The 15,650-nt window shown below is 49.8% G+C and carries 11 protein-coding genes; 10 read left to right on the top strand and 1 reads right to left on the bottom strand.

Translation table 11 applies throughout. The features are described 5' to 3' along the window. Positions 1-312 precede the first annotated feature (312 nt). From LKD71_RS12250 to LKD71_RS12225, 6 genes are all read left to right on the top strand, one after another. On the top strand, positions 313-1,209 hold the full coding sequence (locus tag LKD71_RS12250) for a carbohydrate ABC transporter permease (RefSeq protein ID WP_227615630.1): 897 nt from the start codon (positions 313-315) through the stop codon (positions 1,207-1,209). 16 nt (positions 1,210-1,225) lie between these two features. After that, a complete protein-coding gene (locus LKD71_RS12245) occupies positions 1,226-2,101 on the top strand; it encodes a carbohydrate ABC transporter permease (protein ID WP_227615629.1) in 876 nt (291 codons plus the stop codon). A 91-nt stretch (positions 2,102-2,192) separates the two neighbouring features. Beyond that, on the top strand, positions 2,193-3,458 hold the full coding sequence (locus LKD71_RS12240; protein ID WP_227615628.1) for an ABC transporter substrate-binding protein: 1,266 nt from the start codon (positions 2,193-2,195) through the stop codon (positions 3,456-3,458). A gap of 73 nt (positions 3,459-3,531) precedes the next feature. Beyond that, the gene (locus tag LKD71_RS12235; RefSeq protein WP_227615627.1) at positions 3,532-4,551 is read left to right on the top strand and encodes a glycoside hydrolase family 76 protein; all 1,020 of its coding nucleotides are present in this window, start codon (positions 3,532-3,534) and stop codon (positions 4,549-4,551) included. A 16-nt stretch (positions 4,552-4,567) separates the two neighbouring features. Next, a complete protein-coding gene (locus LKD71_RS12230) occupies positions 4,568-7,036 on the top strand; it encodes a glycoside hydrolase family 38 N-terminal domain-containing protein (RefSeq protein ID WP_227615626.1) in 2,469 nt (822 codons plus the stop codon). Then, positions 7,017-8,129 carry a glycoside hydrolase family 76 protein gene (locus LKD71_RS12225; RefSeq protein WP_227615625.1) on the top strand — a complete coding sequence of 371 codons (1,113 nt, stop codon included), beginning with the start codon at positions 7,017-7,019 and terminating at the stop codon, positions 8,127-8,129. The genes LKD71_RS12230 and LKD71_RS12225 overlap by 20 nt, the downstream gene beginning before the upstream one ends. 55 nt (positions 8,130-8,184) lie before the next feature. Here LKD71_RS12225 and LKD71_RS12220 read toward each other — a convergent pair whose 3' ends face one another. Further along, positions 8,185-9,294 carry a GntR family transcriptional regulator gene (locus LKD71_RS12220; RefSeq protein ID WP_227615624.1) on the bottom strand — a complete coding sequence of 370 codons (1,110 nt, stop codon included), beginning with the start codon at positions 9,292-9,294 and terminating at the stop codon, positions 8,185-8,187. A 257-nt stretch (positions 9,295-9,551) separates the two neighbouring features. Here LKD71_RS12220 and LKD71_RS12215 point away from each other — a divergent pair, with 257 nt between their 5' ends. The 4 genes from LKD71_RS12215 to LKD71_RS12200 all read left to right on the top strand — a co-directional run bounded on the left by LKD71_RS12215 (position 9,552) and on the right by LKD71_RS12200 (position 15,508). Further along, the gene (locus tag LKD71_RS12215; protein ID WP_227615623.1) at positions 9,552-12,659 is read left to right on the top strand and encodes an alpha-mannosidase; all 3,108 of its coding nucleotides are present in this window, start codon (positions 9,552-9,554) and stop codon (positions 12,657-12,659) included. 136 nt (positions 12,660-12,795) lie between these two features. Continuing rightward, positions 12,796-13,512: an N-acetylmannosamine-6-phosphate 2-epimerase gene (locus LKD71_RS12210; RefSeq protein WP_227615622.1), complete on the top strand. Its 717-nt coding sequence runs from the start codon at positions 12,796-12,798 to the stop codon at positions 13,510-13,512. After that, positions 13,509-14,429, top strand: coding sequence for a dihydrodipicolinate synthase family protein (locus LKD71_RS12205; protein ID WP_227615621.1), 921 nt, complete (start codon positions 13,509-13,511; stop codon positions 14,427-14,429). The genes LKD71_RS12210 and LKD71_RS12205 overlap by 4 nt, the downstream gene beginning before the upstream one ends. Next, positions 14,426-15,508 carry an ROK family protein gene (locus LKD71_RS12200; RefSeq protein WP_227615620.1) on the top strand — a complete coding sequence of 361 codons (1,083 nt, stop codon included), beginning with the start codon at positions 14,426-14,428 and terminating at the stop codon, positions 15,506-15,508. Before LKD71_RS12205 ends, LKD71_RS12200 begins: the two co-directional genes overlap by 4 nt. The last annotated feature ends 142 nt before the right edge of the window (positions 15,509-15,650 follow it).

Raw genomic sequence — 15,650 nt, 5'->3', positions numbered from 1 at the left:
TACAGACAGGATTTCCGGTCTTCTTTTTTATACAAGGAAATAATCTGCCTGAACAATAAATGGTATATGACAGCTTCTGATTCTCAGAGATGACGAAACAGTGATAAACGGAATGATATAACTGATATAATACATATGTTTATGTAAAAAATGCTTGACATACTACAAAAAGATTGATAATATATGGGCATATTAACAAGATAATGTGGAGAAAACGAGAGGAAGAACCTGAAAACTTCAAAAAATCAAGATCATAAAATAAATGATATAAATAATATATACAACATAAACAAACCGGAAAGGGGAAGAAGAATGAGAAAGGGAAAAAAGAGAAAAGAAGCGGAACAGGTAATTGGCAAGCAGGATCGGATGGGACGGCTGTTTGTGGCACCGCCGGTAATTTTGTTTTTGATGTTTACGTTGATCCCGATGATCATGGCCATCGGAATGAGCTTCACAAAGTACGATGTCATCAATCCTCCTTCCTTCGTGGGACTGGCGAACTTCAAGAAGCTGATCCATGATGAATTTTTCTGGATTGCACTGAAAAACACCTGTGTTTATACCATCTTATATGTACCGCTGGGACTTCTGATTTCCCTGGGAGCAGCCCTGTTCCTGAATGCGGATCAGAAATTTGTCGGATTATTCCGGACCTTGTTTTATCTGCCGGTGCTTTCTTCCACGGTTGCGACGGCAACCCTGTGGTTCTGGATTCTGAATCCGCAGCTTGGTCTTCTGAATGGCATCTTAAGAATCTTCGGCATTCCGAATCAGGCATGGCTTTACAATTCCAGACTGGCGATGATCTCCATTGTTATGATGAGCCTCTGGGCCGGCTTTGGCGGAAACATGATGATCTTCCTCGCAGGACTCAAGGGAATTTCCCCGGTCTATTATGAGGCGGCGAAGATCGAGGGTGCGAACCGCTGGCAGATGTTCACCCGGATCACGATGCCTTCCATCACCAAAACAACTTTTCTGGTATCTACGATGCTTATTATCGGTACCTTCCAGGTATTCGACCAGGCCTTTGTTCTTACGAAGGGCGGCCCTGGAAATGCGACGATCACATTGGTTTACTACATTTACAACAACGGCTTCAAAAATCTGAATATGGGATATGCGTCCAGTATTTCACTGGTTCTGTTTGCGATTATTTTACTGATGACAGTCATAAATACCAAGATCAACAAAGCGGATATCTGACAGGAGGCAGAGCATTATGGGAATGAAAAAAGCAAAAAAAGTAAGAAGCGTATTCTGGTACATAGGAGCGATCTTCATTTCTCTGATCACGGTCTATCCGTTCTTGTGGATGATCGCAACCTCGTTTAAACCGGAGATGGAAATTTACTCCAAATCCCTGGCTTTGTTCTCGGAGAATTTTTCTCTGCAGAACTATAAGAAAGCCTTTGACGTAATTCCTTTTGGAAGATATTTCCTGAACTCCTTTTATCTGGCAGGAATGGGAGTGCTGACCAATGTATTTCTGGGAGCGCTGGCTGGTTATTCCTTCGCAAAATTAAAATTCAGAGGCAGAAAAGTCACCTTCAGCCTGCTTCTGTCCTCCATGATGATTCCCGGAGTGATCACGATGATTCCGCAGTTCCTGGTTCTGAAAAACTTCCCGCTGGTAGGCGGAAACAATATCTTCGGACAGGGCGGTCAAGGACTGATCAACCACTATGCGGCTATTATTCTGCCGGGTGCAGTAGGAGCCTATGCAGTCTTCTTTATGAAACAGTTTTTTGAAACGCTTCCGGATGAACTGGCGGAGGCGGCCAGAGTGGATGGATGCAGCGAGTTTAGGATCTTCTGGAACATTTACCTGCCGCTGATTCTTCCCGCAGCAGTCACCCTTGGAATCATGACCTTCCAGAGCGGATGGAACAGCTTTATGTGGCCGATGATCGTTCTGAACTCAAGGGATATGATGACGATTCAGGTGGGACTTTCTACCTTCCAGTATCAGTACAACACACAGTACGGCCCGCTGATGGCCGGCACCGTGATTTCCGTTTTACCGACCTTATTACTTTTCCTGTTTGCACAGAAATATTACATTCAGGGTATTGCTTTCTCAGGAAGCAAGGATTGACAGCCTTTCGGGCAGGATTTTTTATCAAAGATCGTTCGGCGAAAGCCTGATGATAAGTACAGAAGTTTTTAAAAAAAGGAGGAAACAGATTATGAGAAGAAAGAGCGTAGCATTGGTTATGGCAGCCGCAACGGTACTGAGCCTGATGGCAGGCAGCGGCGTAACTGCGCTGGCAGATGAGGAAACTGTAGAACTGACCATGTGGGGAGGCTGGGCAGGAGACCAGATCGGACAGCTGGAGAAACAGCTGGAAGGCTTTAACAATTCCCAGGATAAGATTCACGTTACTTACATGGCACAGGATTCCATGGAGCAGAAGCTCCTGACCGCCATCGCTTCCGATGAGGTACCGGATATCGTGCTTTGGGACCGTTTTAATACAAGCGTATATGCCCCCAAGGGAGCACTGATGGCACTCGATGATTATGTGGAGAAAGACAGCATCGACCTGGATCAGTTTTATGAGCCGGCAGTAGACGAGCTCAGGTCCGGCGATAACTTATATGGTATTCCGCTGACAGTTGATACCCGAATCATTTTCTACAACAAGGATCTCCTGGAAGAGGCAGGCGTAGATCCGGTTTCCATCACCGACTGGAACAGCCTGGAAGAGGCAGCTGTGAAGCTGACAAAATGGGATGGCAATGTTCTGGAGCAGTCCGGTTTCTCCATGAAAGACGTAGGCTTGTTCAATAACTGGATCGCACAGGCAGGCGGCCAGATGATCGACGATACCACAAACCCGCCGACAACCGCCTTCAATTCTGAGGCAGGTCTTACCGTATTAGAGTACTGGAACAAACTGCTCAATGAAGATAAAGTATACCAGCTCGGTTTCGAGGATGGCCTGGGCGGAGATGGCTTCAAAGCAGGTAAAGTGGCAATGACCTTCAATGGTCCCTGGGTTCTGGAACAGTACAAAGAAGCTGGCCTGAACTTTGGTGTAATCGGACAGCCGAAAGGCCCCTCTGGCGATATGCACGCAATGATGGGTGGTTTTGGTCTGGCAATCCCGAACAAAGCAAAACATGCAGACGAAGCCTGGGAGTTCATCAAATGGTGGACCACACAGCCGGAGAACGGTGTAGAGTTCTGCAAGATCAGCGGAAATATGCCGGCAAACAAGGCTGCAGCAGAAGATCCTTACTTCGCAGACGATGACGTTTTTGAAGTATTTACAGAGGCTTATACCTATGCCGGAATCCGTTCCAAAGTACTGGGCTATTCTGACGTAGAAGGTCTGGCACTGATTCCTCAGCTGCAGAAATATGTAGCAGGCGAGATCAGCGCAGAAGAAGCTTTGGCAAACGCACAGTCACAGGGCGACAGCATTTTAGCAGAGGCTGCACAGCAGTAAACATGCAATGGTGGAAAAAGTCTGCTGACAGAAGTCAGCAGGCTTTTTTTAAAACCAGGAAAGGACAGAAAACATGAATATCTATGAATCAGCCTGCGAGAAAGCACAGGAAGGCTTATGGAATTGTTTTTTTGACGAAAAAACGGGAGTAATGGTAAATCACATGCCCGTCCGGGAAGAGGAAAACTGGATTTACTGGTGGCATGCCCATGCACTGGATGCGCTGCTGGACGGATACCTGAGAAAACCGGAAGGGGAATATCTGGAGCGCTTTCGCAAAGAATATGCAGGTACTTATCGGGAAAATGGCAATACGCTTCTGCATAACTGGTACGATGACATGGAGTGGATGACACTGGCGCTTCTTCGGGCCTGGGATGCGACAAAGGACGAAGAATACAAGAAACAGGCGCTTTTTGTCTGGGAGGACATCAAGACTGCATGGAATGATGCCTGCGGCGGTGGAATGGCCTGGAAAAAAGATCAGCTCGATTACAAAAATACACCGGCCAATGCTCCGGCAGCGATCATTGCCTTCCGGCTCTATCAGCGTTTTGGAAAGAAAGAAGATCTGGAATGGGGAGAGAAAATCTTCACCTGGAACAGAGACCAGCTGATGGATCCTGAGACTTGTTTTGTCTGGGACGGCATGAACCGGGAAGGCGACGGAAAGATCGATAAGGAATGGAAATTTACCTATTGTCAGGGTGTGATGCTCGGTGCTGCTCTGGAGTATTACCGGATTACCGGGGAGAAGGAACAGCTGGAACTGGCTGAAAAGATCGCACGCAGGGCGGTAGTGGAACTTGCCGGTGAGGACGGAATTTTCAATTATGAAGGCAAGGATGACTGCGGTCTTTTCCGGGGAATCTATTTCCGCTATTTATACGAGCTGGTTACAGCAGCTGATGACTGTGACGATCTGAAAAAGATCATCCTTAAGAATGCGGATGCGGTTTCCAAAGCCATGCGCGAGGATGGATTGGTCGGCGGAGACTGGAGAAGTGTCTCTGCGGGAGAAATTGATCTGGCACAGCATTTGAGCGGTGTGATGGTACTGGAAATGGCAGCAAAATTAGTGAAAGAGGACTGAAAGGAACGGAGCAAAAATGAGAAAAATTCACTTGATCTGCAATGCCCATCTGGACCCGGTATGGCTTTGGAGATGGCAGGAGGGCTGTACGGAGGCACTGTCTACTTTCCGGGTGGCGGAAGGTTTTACCGATGAGTTTCCGGGCTTTGCTTTTAATCATAATGAAGCGATTCTGTATCAGTGGGTAAAAGAAAATGAACCGGATCTGTTTGAACGGATTCAGCAGAAGGTAAAGGAAGGAAAATGGTATATCATGGGAGGCTGGTACCTTCAGCCCGACTGTAATATGCCCTCCGGCGAATCGATGATCCGCAATATGGCAGAGGGAAGAAAGTTCTTTCTGAAAGAATTTGGCGTGCAGCCACATACGGCCATTAATTTTGATTCCTTCGGCCATTCCCGCGGTCTGGTGCAGATTTTAAATCAGGCAGGCTATGATTCCTATGTGGTATGCAGACCGGCAAAGGACAACTTTGATTTCCCAGAACAGAACTATTTATGGAAAGGCTTTAACGGATCGGAGGTCATCGTTCACCGCTCGGATGAAAACTACAATTCCGTTTACGGTCATGCGGCGGAGGAACTGAATAAATTCCTGGAAGAGACGAAAGAAGAGCCGGTTTCTCTTTTCCTCTGGGGTGTGGGCGATCACGGAGGCGGCCCGTCCAGGGATGATCTGAAGGATCTGACAGCGCTGATTGAGGAAAAGAAAGAAGACTATGTGATTCTGCATTCCAATACGGAAACCTTTTTTAAGGAGTTAAAGGAAGCCGCACCAAAACTTCCGGTTGTGGAGCGGAGCCTCAATCCGGTGGCGGAGGGCTGCTATACCTCTCAGATTCGGGTAAAACAGAAGCACAGACTTCTGGAAAACGAGCTCTATTCCGCAGAGAAAATGGCAAGTGCAGCCTCTCTTTTACAGGGAAAGAATTATCCGAAACAGGCATTTGAGGAAGCAGAAAAAGCATTGCTCTTTGCAGAGTTTCATGATGCCCTTCCGGGCTCAGGCACCCAGCTGGTAGAGGAAGATACCTTGCGCCTGCTGGATTATGGGCTGGAAATCCTTTCAAGGGAAAAACTGAAGGCGGCAATTGCTCTGACAGCCGGAGAGGAAAAAATCCTCGATGGAAGCTCCTGTGCGTTTATCTATAATCCGCATCCTTATCCGATTAAAGGACAGTTTACCTTTGAGGTTGGTCTGCCGAAGCAGAACTGGGAAAATGTATTTTATTATCCGAAGGCCTACTGCAATGGGAAAGAAGTACCGACCCAGAGCGAAATGGAATCCAGCCATTTCTGCATCGACTGGCGAAAGAAAGTTGTGATCGAGGCGGAACTTCAGCCTTCCTGTATCAATCGCGTGGATGTGTTCTTTGAAACCATTGCGAAAAGACCTGTTTTTGAACCGATCATAGCGAAGGATGCCTTTGTGTTTGAAAATGAGAGAATGCGTGTAGTGATCAATACATCCACAGGATTGATGGATTCTTACCAGGTAGATGGAAAAGAATACTTAAAGCCGGGAAGCTTTCAGCTGACAGCTATGGACGGAACCTATAATTCCTGGGGACTCTGGACCGATGAAACTCATTGCAGAAGAGAATTTACTCTGCTGACCCCACATGAGGGAAGTGAATTTTCTGGTCTGATGGATCAGGTGGTTCCTTCCGTGAGGGTGATTGAAGACGGAGCGGTTCGTACAGTGGTGGAAGCTTTGTTCGGCTGGCATAACAGCAAAGCTTATCAGCGCTATGTGCTGCCGAAAGAGGGAACCTCCTTTGATGTAGAAGTTGGTGTATACTGGAATGAAAATGATACCGTTCTGAAAATGGAGATTCCGACGCTGCTGGAAAAAGGCCAGTATCAGGGCCAGGTGATGTTCGGTCATGACACCCTCCGGCAGAATGGAGCGGAAGTGGTTGCACAGAAATGGAATGCATTGACAGAGGACGGCCGGATGTTCAGCGTGCTGAACAAAGGCAGCCATGGAAGCAGTGAAAAGGATGGCACCATTGGCCTGACACTTTTACATTCTGCCGGTTATTCCGCAGCAGATGGTGATTTTGAACGGACTCTGAGGGAGAAACGCCATACGGTGCGGATGGAACAGGGAGAGCGCCTTTTCTCATTCAAAGTGGAAGCCGGAAAGACGGAAGAACTGGAAGCAGTTCTGGATCAGAAGGCACAGGTCTATAACGAAGAACCCTATGCGTTTGCCTTCAGCGCGTCGGGAACCGGCAAAAAAGCAGGTTCGTTTATGACCATCGATAATCCGGCGATTCTCGTTTCTGCCTGCAAGAGGGCGGAAAGCGGCGAGGGCTACACGATTCGTGTGTTTGAAACGGCGAATAAAGAAAGCGAAGGAATACTTTCCATTCCTGCGCTTGGGATAACGAAAAAGATTTCTCTGAAGCCTTTTGAACTGAAAACCTTACACCTGGATGAAACGGCAGGGGTGATCGCGGATGCGGATATTTTCGACTAAAATAAGAAAACGAATCCTGTGTGCGGCAGCGGCGGCAGTGATCGCGGTGAGCGGCACAGGAATGACAGCAATGCCAGTATTTGGAAAAGAAACGGAAGGAGGTCAGGAAACAGACATGCGTGTAGAAGAGGCAGAAAAAGCAATGCAGAGTTTTCTGGATCGATTTTATGTAGTCGATGAGGATAACGACAGAGGTGAGATTGTCGGTGAATTTTTCTGGACAAGGGCAGAAATGTTTGAGATTGCAGTGGATGCCTACGAGAAAACTGGGGAAGAAAAATACAAGGATCTGATGGCGCAGATGTACCGCGGCTTTGTAAAAAGCTACGGAGAAGACTGGTCGGATAATGATTTCAATGATGACATTATGTGGATGACGATCGGCTGTGCCCGGGCTTATGAGCTGACCGGCGAAACTTTTTATAAAGAACAGGCAGAACATCATTTTAAGCTGGTGTTTGACCGAGCCTGGAATGATGATCTGGGAGGCGGCCTTTTGTGGAAAACGGACCAGACCTGCAAAAACGCCTGCATCAACGGTCCGGCAGCGATCGCCGGCTGCCTTCTGTATCGGATAACGAAGGAAGAGAATTATCTGGAGAAGGCGAAGCAGATTTATCAGTGGCAGTTAGATACGCTCTGCCAAGGGAACGGAGCAGTTTCTGATAACATCGAGAGCGATGGAAAGATCAATACCTGGTGCTCTACCTATAATCAGGGAACCTTTATCGGAGCGTCGCAGTTTTTGTGGGAGTTGACCGGAGAACAGAAGTATCTGGATGAGGCGATTCTTGCAGCTGATTATACGATGCATGAAATGTTTCACGATGGAGTGATAAACACAGAAGCAGATGGGAATGATCTGCCGGGCTTCAAAGGCATTCTGGCAAGATGGCTTGGAAAGCTGGTAAACGAAGGCGGCCAGGAACAATACCGGGAATGGATGGAGCTGAATGCGGAAAACGCCTGGAAGAATCAGAATGCAAAAGGTCTGATGTGGACTCTTTGGGGTGAAAAGACGCAGGATACCTTCTATATGCCCTGGGGTTGTTCCGCGGCGATTGCCCAGTTGTTTGCAGTAATCCGTAAATAGAAAGAGAAGTGGCTGGCACAGCTTATCGAAAGCGCCAGCCACTTTTAAAACTAAATTATAAGGTGAAAAACGACTCGCCTTCCACCAGCTTTGCCGGAATTTTGACATTCTGGGGCGCCTGGACGGGATGAGAGATCAGCTCCAGAAGAAGCTCCACAGCCTTCTCACCGATCGCAGCCTCATCCTGGTGAAGATGGGTAAACTGCGGTCTGCCAAAAAGAGGCAGAGGAGAGTCAAAGCAGAGGATGGAGAGATCCTTTCCTGTGGTGCGGCCGATCCGCCGGGCTGCCTGATCCGCTGCCACAGCCAGAGGGTACTGAAAGGCGAACAGAGCGGTGATCTCCGGGTGCTCCGTGAGGTGAAGGGCGATCCGGTCGATGCTTTCCTCGGAGACGATCTCTGAAGAATGGCCCAGATCTTTCAGCCAGAGCTCCTGCTTTAACGGGAAGCCGGTGATGGCGCTGTACTGGAAAACGGCATCGCACCGCTCCTGGAGCACACTGTTATCGATGGTCGGAAGAAGGATTCCCACATTTTTGTGCCCCTGGGAACTGATATAGGAAAGTCCCTGGGAGACAGCCAGCGCGTTGTCTGTGCCAACGGAGGTCTGCTGGATGATCTGGATGTTCTGGTCGATGAGGACCAGCGGATATTTGTCGATGACCATCTGGAGCAGCCGGGGATTCAGAAACTGGGAGGTTCCGGGAAAAACAATGAGGCCGTCCACAGGAGCGGAGCTCATGCTGAGAATTGCCTCCTCCTCCCGTTTTTGATCGTCATGAGACAGAGCGAAGAAAAGATGAGCTTTTCCGTGGCAGGCATCGGCGATGGCGGTGACGGTCTCAAGACCGAAATGTCCGTTCATTTCCGGATAGATCAGTCCGATCCGGGGAAGAAAATCACCGGAAAAAGAAGAAGCTTTGGCGAAATTACTGACTGCCGGAGTGGAAGTCTTGTGACTTACAAAGGTTCCGCGGCCCTTCTGCCGGGATAGAAGCCCTTCCTCGGCCAGCATGTTCAGCGCCCGCTTGCTCGTGATCTTACTCACATGAAAAAGGTCCGCCAGTCCGCCCTCCGTCGGCACCTGATCGCCGGGCTTATAGACGCCGTTCTCGATATCCTGCTTGAGAGACTGATATATTTTCAGATATAAAGGTTCATCCATAAATACTATCCTCCGTAAAAAAACACTGACTCCTGGTAAAGCAAATAATTTTTATGAAAAAAGTATACTATATATATCAACACAATGCAAGTGGAAAAACACACGATTGCAATAAATGATATTGTTTTTAGAAAAATTATATACTATATTCCTCGAAAAACATATATTGACATGTTAAATACCGCATTTTATAATGAAACCAAGAAAAACCAGTTTTACAATAAGCCGTCAGATCGGCAGAAAAGGAGGATACATGCATGTTTTTTACACTGGAAAAACTGGAAAGAAGCACGAAGAAGCTGAAAGATCTCCGCTACAGAGAGCGGATTGAGATTCCGGCATTTGACGCAAGTACACCGGAGGAGGAGCCGGTGGGAAAACGTCCGGAGAGCGTCGTTTACACCGGAACTCTGAAAAAAGGTGATTTCTGGACTGGAAGAGGCACCTATATGTGGATTCGTCAGATCGTAGAAATCCCGGCAGAATGGGCAGGAAAGAAGATTGCCGGCCTTTTTAATATGGGAAAAACCGGCGACGGATTGAACTCCGGCTTTGAAGGCCTGATCTATGTCAACGGCTCCCCCTACTGCGAGACCGGTTCCTATCATGAGGAAGTGATCTTCCCGACTGAGCTTGCCGGAACCAAAGTGGAGCTTGCCATTCGTCTCTGGGCAGGTCTGGAGGGCGGCGGCGTGCCCACACCGCAGACGCACCAGTTCAAACAGGCAGAGATCGCGATTCTGGACGAGACTGCAGATGATTTTTACTACAGCAGCCGGGCGGCCGTTGAGACTGTGCGGGTTCTGGATGAAAATGATTCCGTGAGAAGAGAGCTTCTGACCGCCATCGACCGGGCGCATCTCGCCATCGACTGGAGAAAGCCGGGTTCCGAGGCTTTTTATGAATCCCTGAAAAAAGCTCTGGCTGTCTGGAACGAGGAGGTTTCCAAAATTTCCTACACCAGCCCTGTGACCGTTCATACTGTGGGCCATTCCCATATCGACGTGGCCTGGCTCTGGCAGCTGAAGCACACCAGAGAAAAGGCTGCCCGCACCTTCTCTACGATGTGTACCCTGATGGAGCAGTACCCGGAATTTACTTTTATCCAGTCCCAGCCCCAGCTTTACGATTACATCAAGACCGACTATCCGGACATCTACGAGCGGATTCAGAAGACTGTGAAATCCGGCAACTGGGAGCCCAACGGCGCCATGTGGGTTGAGGCCGACTGTAACATTTCTTCCGGTGAGGCTTTGGTGCGTCAGATCCTGAACGGCCAGCGTTTCTTCAAGGAAGAATTCGGCGCGACCTCCAACGTGCTCTGGCTTCCGGATGTGTTCGGCTACAGCTGGGCCCTGCCCCAGATCCTGAAGCGTTCCGGCATCGACAATTTCATGACGATCAAGATCAGCTGGAACCAGTACAACCATATGCCTCACGATACCTTCCGCTGGATCGGCGTGGACGGCTCCGAGGTGCTGACTCATTTCATGAGCACACCTGCCATTTCCGACAACGGCGGCTACACCTATAACGGCGTCATCGATCCCGTATCGGTCAAGGGCGAGTGGGATCTCTACCATGACAAAGAGATCAACCAGGATCTGCTTCTGGCTTACGGAAACGGAGACGGAGGTGGCGGAGTCAACCGTGACATGCTGGAGATGGGCCGTCATCTGAAAGCAATGCCGGGTCTTCCACGCGTAACCCCGGGAACCGCTTACGATTACTTTGAGAATCTCCAGAAGACCGTTGCAGCAACCGACCGCCATGTGCCCACCTGGGACGGCGAACTTTATCTGGAGTACCACAGAGGCACCTACACCTCCCAGGCCCGCAATAAGAAAAATAACCGGAAAACCGAGCTGAAGCTGCGGGAGGCTGAGTGGCTGGCCAGCGAGGCTGCTGTAAAGACCGGCGATTTCTCTTCCTATCCGGTAAAAGACTTCCACGAGGCCTGGAAAATCGCCCTCAGAAACCAGTTCCACGACATCATCCCCGGTTCCTCCATCCATGAAGTATACGAGGATTCCACCGAGGAGTACCGGAAAGCCAACGAGATTCTGGACGCCATCGAGAAAAATGCCCTGAAGGTTCTGACCAGAGACGCAGCTTCTACCGTGACCGTTGTGAACAACAGCAGCTTTGCAGGTGAAGGCATCGTGACGGTAAAAGGCTTCGAGGACAAAGAGGGAAGCTGGCTCTCCGCTGACGGCAAAGAGCTCCCCGCGGTCCGGACGGAAAACGGCTGGCTTGTGAAGGTTTCCGGCGTGGAGCCCACTGGCTTTACGACTCTGACTTTCAAAGAGGGAACCGGCGCTGAGAGCTTTTCTAAAGCGGACTGGATCGGAGAGATCGACACACCGTTCTATCACATCACCTGGGATGAGAGCGGCCGCATGACCTCTATTTTTGACAAGGAAAACGACCGTGAGATCTTAAAGGCAGGCGAGACCGGAAACCGTCTCGTGGTTTACGAAGACCGCCCGATGAACTTCGATGCCTGGGATATTGATATTTATTATCAGGAAAAAGGCTACGAGGTGGAGGATCTCAAGGAAGTTTCCGTGGAAAAATCTTCCCTGATGACAACGGTGAAAATGACCTGGAATTACGAGGATTCCGTGATTTCTCAGGAGATCCGCCTCTACAATGACGATCGCCGGATCGATTTTGTGACCCATGCGGACTGGCATGAGCATCAGCAGCTCTTACGGGTGCTCTTCCCGCTTGATATCCGCACCAGCGAGGCCACTTTTGATATTCAGTACGGAAATGTGAAACGGCCGACCTACGAGAACACCAGCTGGGATATGGCAAAATTTGAGACCGTTGCCCATCAGTGGGCCGATTATTCCGAGACCGGCTATGGCGTCAGCCTGATGAACGACTGCAAATACGGCTACAGCGCCAGAGGTCACATCCTTGGCATGTCACTGATTAAATGCGGAATCTATCCGGATTACGCGGCAGATCAGGGAAGCCATGACTTTACCTATGCCCTTTACCCCCACAGCGGCAGCTGGCAGGAGTCCGGCGTACAAAAAAGTGCATGGGGCCTTAACAATCCGCTCTGGGCCGTGGCAGGAACCCTTGATGTCGAGAGCGCATTTTGCAAGGCCGACACCGATCATGTGGCCATCGACTGTGTGAAGAAGGCGGAGGATTCCGATGATCTCATCGTCCGCTTCCACGAGTATGAGGGCATGCGCGGACCGGTAACGCTGAAATTTGGCTTCCCGGTGGCATCCTGGCAGGAGACTAATCTGTGTGAAAATCCGGAGGGTGAAGAGCAGACCGGAGAGCTCAAAGTGACCGTGCGTCCTTACGAGATCCGTACCTTCCGTGTAACACCGAAAAAATAAACAGCTATCTTTACGCCGGTTTATCTTCGGATGGCCGGCGTTTTTTCATGTATAAAAAGTCGGGCCGATCGTGCAAAGAGAAACCGGTCAGCTGTTGTATAATGAAGACAACAAATATTGAATAAAGGAGGAGCACATGAGAACAGAAGACAGAATTAAGGCGCTGAAAGGCCAGCTCATCGTTTCCTGTCAGGCGCTGCCGCAGGAGCCTCTTCATTCATCCTTTATCATGGGGAGAATGGCGAGAGCGGCAAAAGAGGGCGGAGCCGCTGGAATCCGGGCCAACACGAAAGAGGACATCAAAGAAATTCAGGAAGTGACCGGCCTTCCGATCATCGGCATCGTGAAACGCGACTATCCGGACAGCGCGGTTTACATCACGCCGACGATGAAGGAGATCGAGGAGCTGATGGAGGTGAAGCCGGAGATCGTTGCCATCGATGCCACCGGAGCCCTGCGCCCTGGAAATGTGACGCTGGCGGACTTTTTCCATCAGATTAAGGAAAAATATCCGGAGCAGAAGCTGATGGCGGACTGCTCGACCATCGAGGAAGCACTTTTTGCCGACGAGCTGGGCTTTGATTTCATTGGAACGACGATGGTGGGCTATACTCCCCAGAGCAAAGGCCTTAAGATCGAAGAAAATGATTTCGAGATTTTACGGACGATCCTGAAAAAAGTGAAACATCCGGTGATCGCAGAAGGAAATGTGAACTCCCCGGAAAAAGCAAAACGAGTCATCGAACTTGGTTCTTATGCAGTTGTGGTGGGAAGCAGCATTACCCGCCCGCAGCTGATTACAAAAGGCTATGCAGAGGCCGTAAATTCTGTGGAAAAGGAGACGACAGTATGAGAGATCTGGAGAAATACAGAGGTGTAATTCCGGCATTTTATGCCTGCTATGACGAGGACGGAGAGATCAGCGCAGAGAGAACGGAAGCTCTGGCGCTTCATTTTCTGAAAAAAGGGGTAAAAGGCCTCTATGTCAACGGTTCTTCCGGCGAGTGCATCTACCAGAGCGTGGAGGACCGGAAAAAAGTTCTGGAGCATGTGATGAAGGCTGTCGGCGGCAAGCTGACCATCATTGCCCATGTGGCCTGCAACAACACGAAGGACAGCGTGGAGCTGGCAGCCCATGCAGAAAAACTGGGCGTGGATGCTATTGCAGCCATTCCGCCGATCTATTTCCATCTGCCGGATCATGCGATTGCCGATTACTGGAATGACATCAGTGCGGCAGCTCCCCATACGGATTTCGTGATTTACAACATTCCGCAGCTGGCCGGTGTGGCTTTAAGTCCCTCCCTTTTCAAAAAAATGCGGGAAAATCCAAATGTCATCGGTGTGAAAAATTCCTCCATGCCGGTGCAGGATATCCAGATTTTCAAGGCTCTTGGCGGCGAGGACAGCATTGTCTTTAACGGACCGGATGAGCAGTTTGTGGGTGGACGGCTTATGGGAGCCGACGGCGGTATCGGCGGAACCTACGGCGTAATGTCGGAGCTTTTCCTGAAAATGGACGAGTACATCCGCGCCGGTGAAGCTGAGAAAGCCACCCCGATCCAGTATGCGGTGGATGAGATCATTTCTGCTCTCTGTGCCGGTTACGGAAGCATGTATGCGATCATCAAAGAGGTTCTGAAAAAACGTGAGGGCATCGATATCGGCGGCGTACGGAAACCCCAGGCAGGCGTGATTCCGGAGGATCAGGCGGTCATCGACCATGCAGCAGAGCTCATCGACAAGGCCATGGAAAACTTTATCCGATGAGCAGCGCGAAAACATACATCTGCCTGGATATTGGCGGAACCTATATCAAACACGGCCTTCTCACAGAAACCGGCGAGATCCTGATTAAAGGGAAAATTCCCACCCGGGCAAAAGAAGGCGGGCAGGCGGTTTTTGAGCAGGCAGTGGAGTTGGTGGAAGGGTATCTGGAGAAAAAGAAGACTTCTGCTATAAGCGAAAAGGAAACAGACTTTTTGAGAGTAGACAGAGAAGAACCCTTTCCTGTCAGCCTTGACGAAAGACCAGACACTGAAAAACACTCGGAATCAGATTTTATTCGGCAGACACAGGTGGAAACGGACCTTTCAGAAGCGGATGAGATAGCAGTTGAGATGCAGGATCATACAGGCAAAATTTCAGGTATTGCCATCTCTACAGCAGGCATGGTGGACCCGGCGACCGGGACGATTCTGCACGCCTCCGACGCAATTCCCGGCTATGCGGGCATCAGCTACAAGGTTTATATGGAAGAGCACTTTCACCTTCCCTGCGCCGTGGAAAATGACGTAAACTGTGCCGGTCTGGCGGAAAGCATCTCCGGCGCAGGAAAAGGAAGTAGGATCAACCTATGTCTCACCGTGGGAACCGGCATCGGCGGCTGCCTCGTGGTGGATGGAAAGGTCTTCCACGGGGCGTCAAACAGCGCCTGCGAGGTGGGCTATATGCATCTGGCGACTGGAGCTTTCCAGGACGAAGCGGCTACAAGTGTATTGGTTCGCCGCGTGACTGAGCGGAAAAAGGCAGAGGTGTGGGATGGTTTCCGCATCTTTGAGGCGGCGAAGGCCGGCGATCCCATCTGCCAGGAGGAATTGGACCGACTGGCAGACCTTCTCGGCATGGGAATTGCCAACATCTGTTTTGTGATCAACCCGGAGCGAATCATCCTCGGCGGCGGAATCATGGAGCAGGAAGCTTACATGAAGCCCCGGATCGAGGCTGCCCTGGAAAAATATCTGGTTCCCCAGATCTGGAAACACACCACCGTCTGCATGGCCGCCTACCAGAATAACGCAGGTATGCTGGGAGCGCTGTATCATCTGCAGGCAGAGCTATCCCGGTAAGTTTTATAAATTTATGATGCCAGGGTCAAAAGGTCAAAAAGCCGTTCATGCTTGCATGATAAGGTTTTTGAACTTGGGACCCGCCAAACATGAGAAAGCAGCGATTTACGCAGTAAATCAGCGGATTTCGAATGTTTATAGA

Source organism: Fusicatenibacter faecihominis (genome assembly GCF_020686945.1).
Classification (GTDB): domain Bacteria; phylum Bacillota; class Clostridia; order Lachnospirales; family Lachnospiraceae; genus Limivivens; species Limivivens faecihominis.
This window is presented reverse-complemented; position numbering and strand designations above follow the sequence as displayed.

Bases quoted from the DNA above. Each gene is read 5' to 3' on its own strand.
- LKD71_RS12225 (WP_227615625.1), top strand. From the start codon at position 7,017: ATGCGGATATTTTCGACTAAAATAAGAAAACGAATCCTGTGTGCGGCA.
- LKD71_RS12240 (WP_227615628.1), top strand. From the start codon at position 2,193: ATGAGAAGAAAGAGCGTAGCATTGGTTATGGCAGCCGCAACGGTACTG.
- LKD71_RS12235 (WP_227615627.1), top strand. From the start codon at position 3,532: ATGAATATCTATGAATCAGCCTGCGAGAAAGCACAGGAAGGCTTATGG.
- LKD71_RS12200 (WP_227615620.1), top strand. From the start codon at position 14,426: ATGAGCAGCGCGAAAACATACATCTGCCTGGATATTGGCGGAACCTAT.
- LKD71_RS12205 (WP_227615621.1), top strand. From the start codon at position 13,509: ATGAGAGATCTGGAGAAATACAGAGGTGTAATTCCGGCATTTTATGCC.
- LKD71_RS12220 (WP_227615624.1), bottom strand. From the start codon at position 9,294: ATGGATGAACCTTTATATCTGAAAATATATCAGTCTCTCAAGCAGGAT.
- LKD71_RS12250 (WP_227615630.1), top strand. From the start codon at position 313: ATGAGAAAGGGAAAAAAGAGAAAAGAAGCGGAACAGGTAATTGGCAAG.
- LKD71_RS12245 (WP_227615629.1), top strand. From the start codon at position 1,226: ATGGGAATGAAAAAAGCAAAAAAAGTAAGAAGCGTATTCTGGTACATA.
- LKD71_RS12210 (WP_227615622.1), top strand. From the start codon at position 12,796: ATGAGAACAGAAGACAGAATTAAGGCGCTGAAAGGCCAGCTCATCGTT.
- LKD71_RS12230 (WP_227615626.1), top strand. From the start codon at position 4,568: ATGAGAAAAATTCACTTGATCTGCAATGCCCATCTGGACCCGGTATGG.
- LKD71_RS12215 (WP_227615623.1), top strand. From the start codon at position 9,552: ATGTTTTTTACACTGGAAAAACTGGAAAGAAGCACGAAGAAGCTGAAA.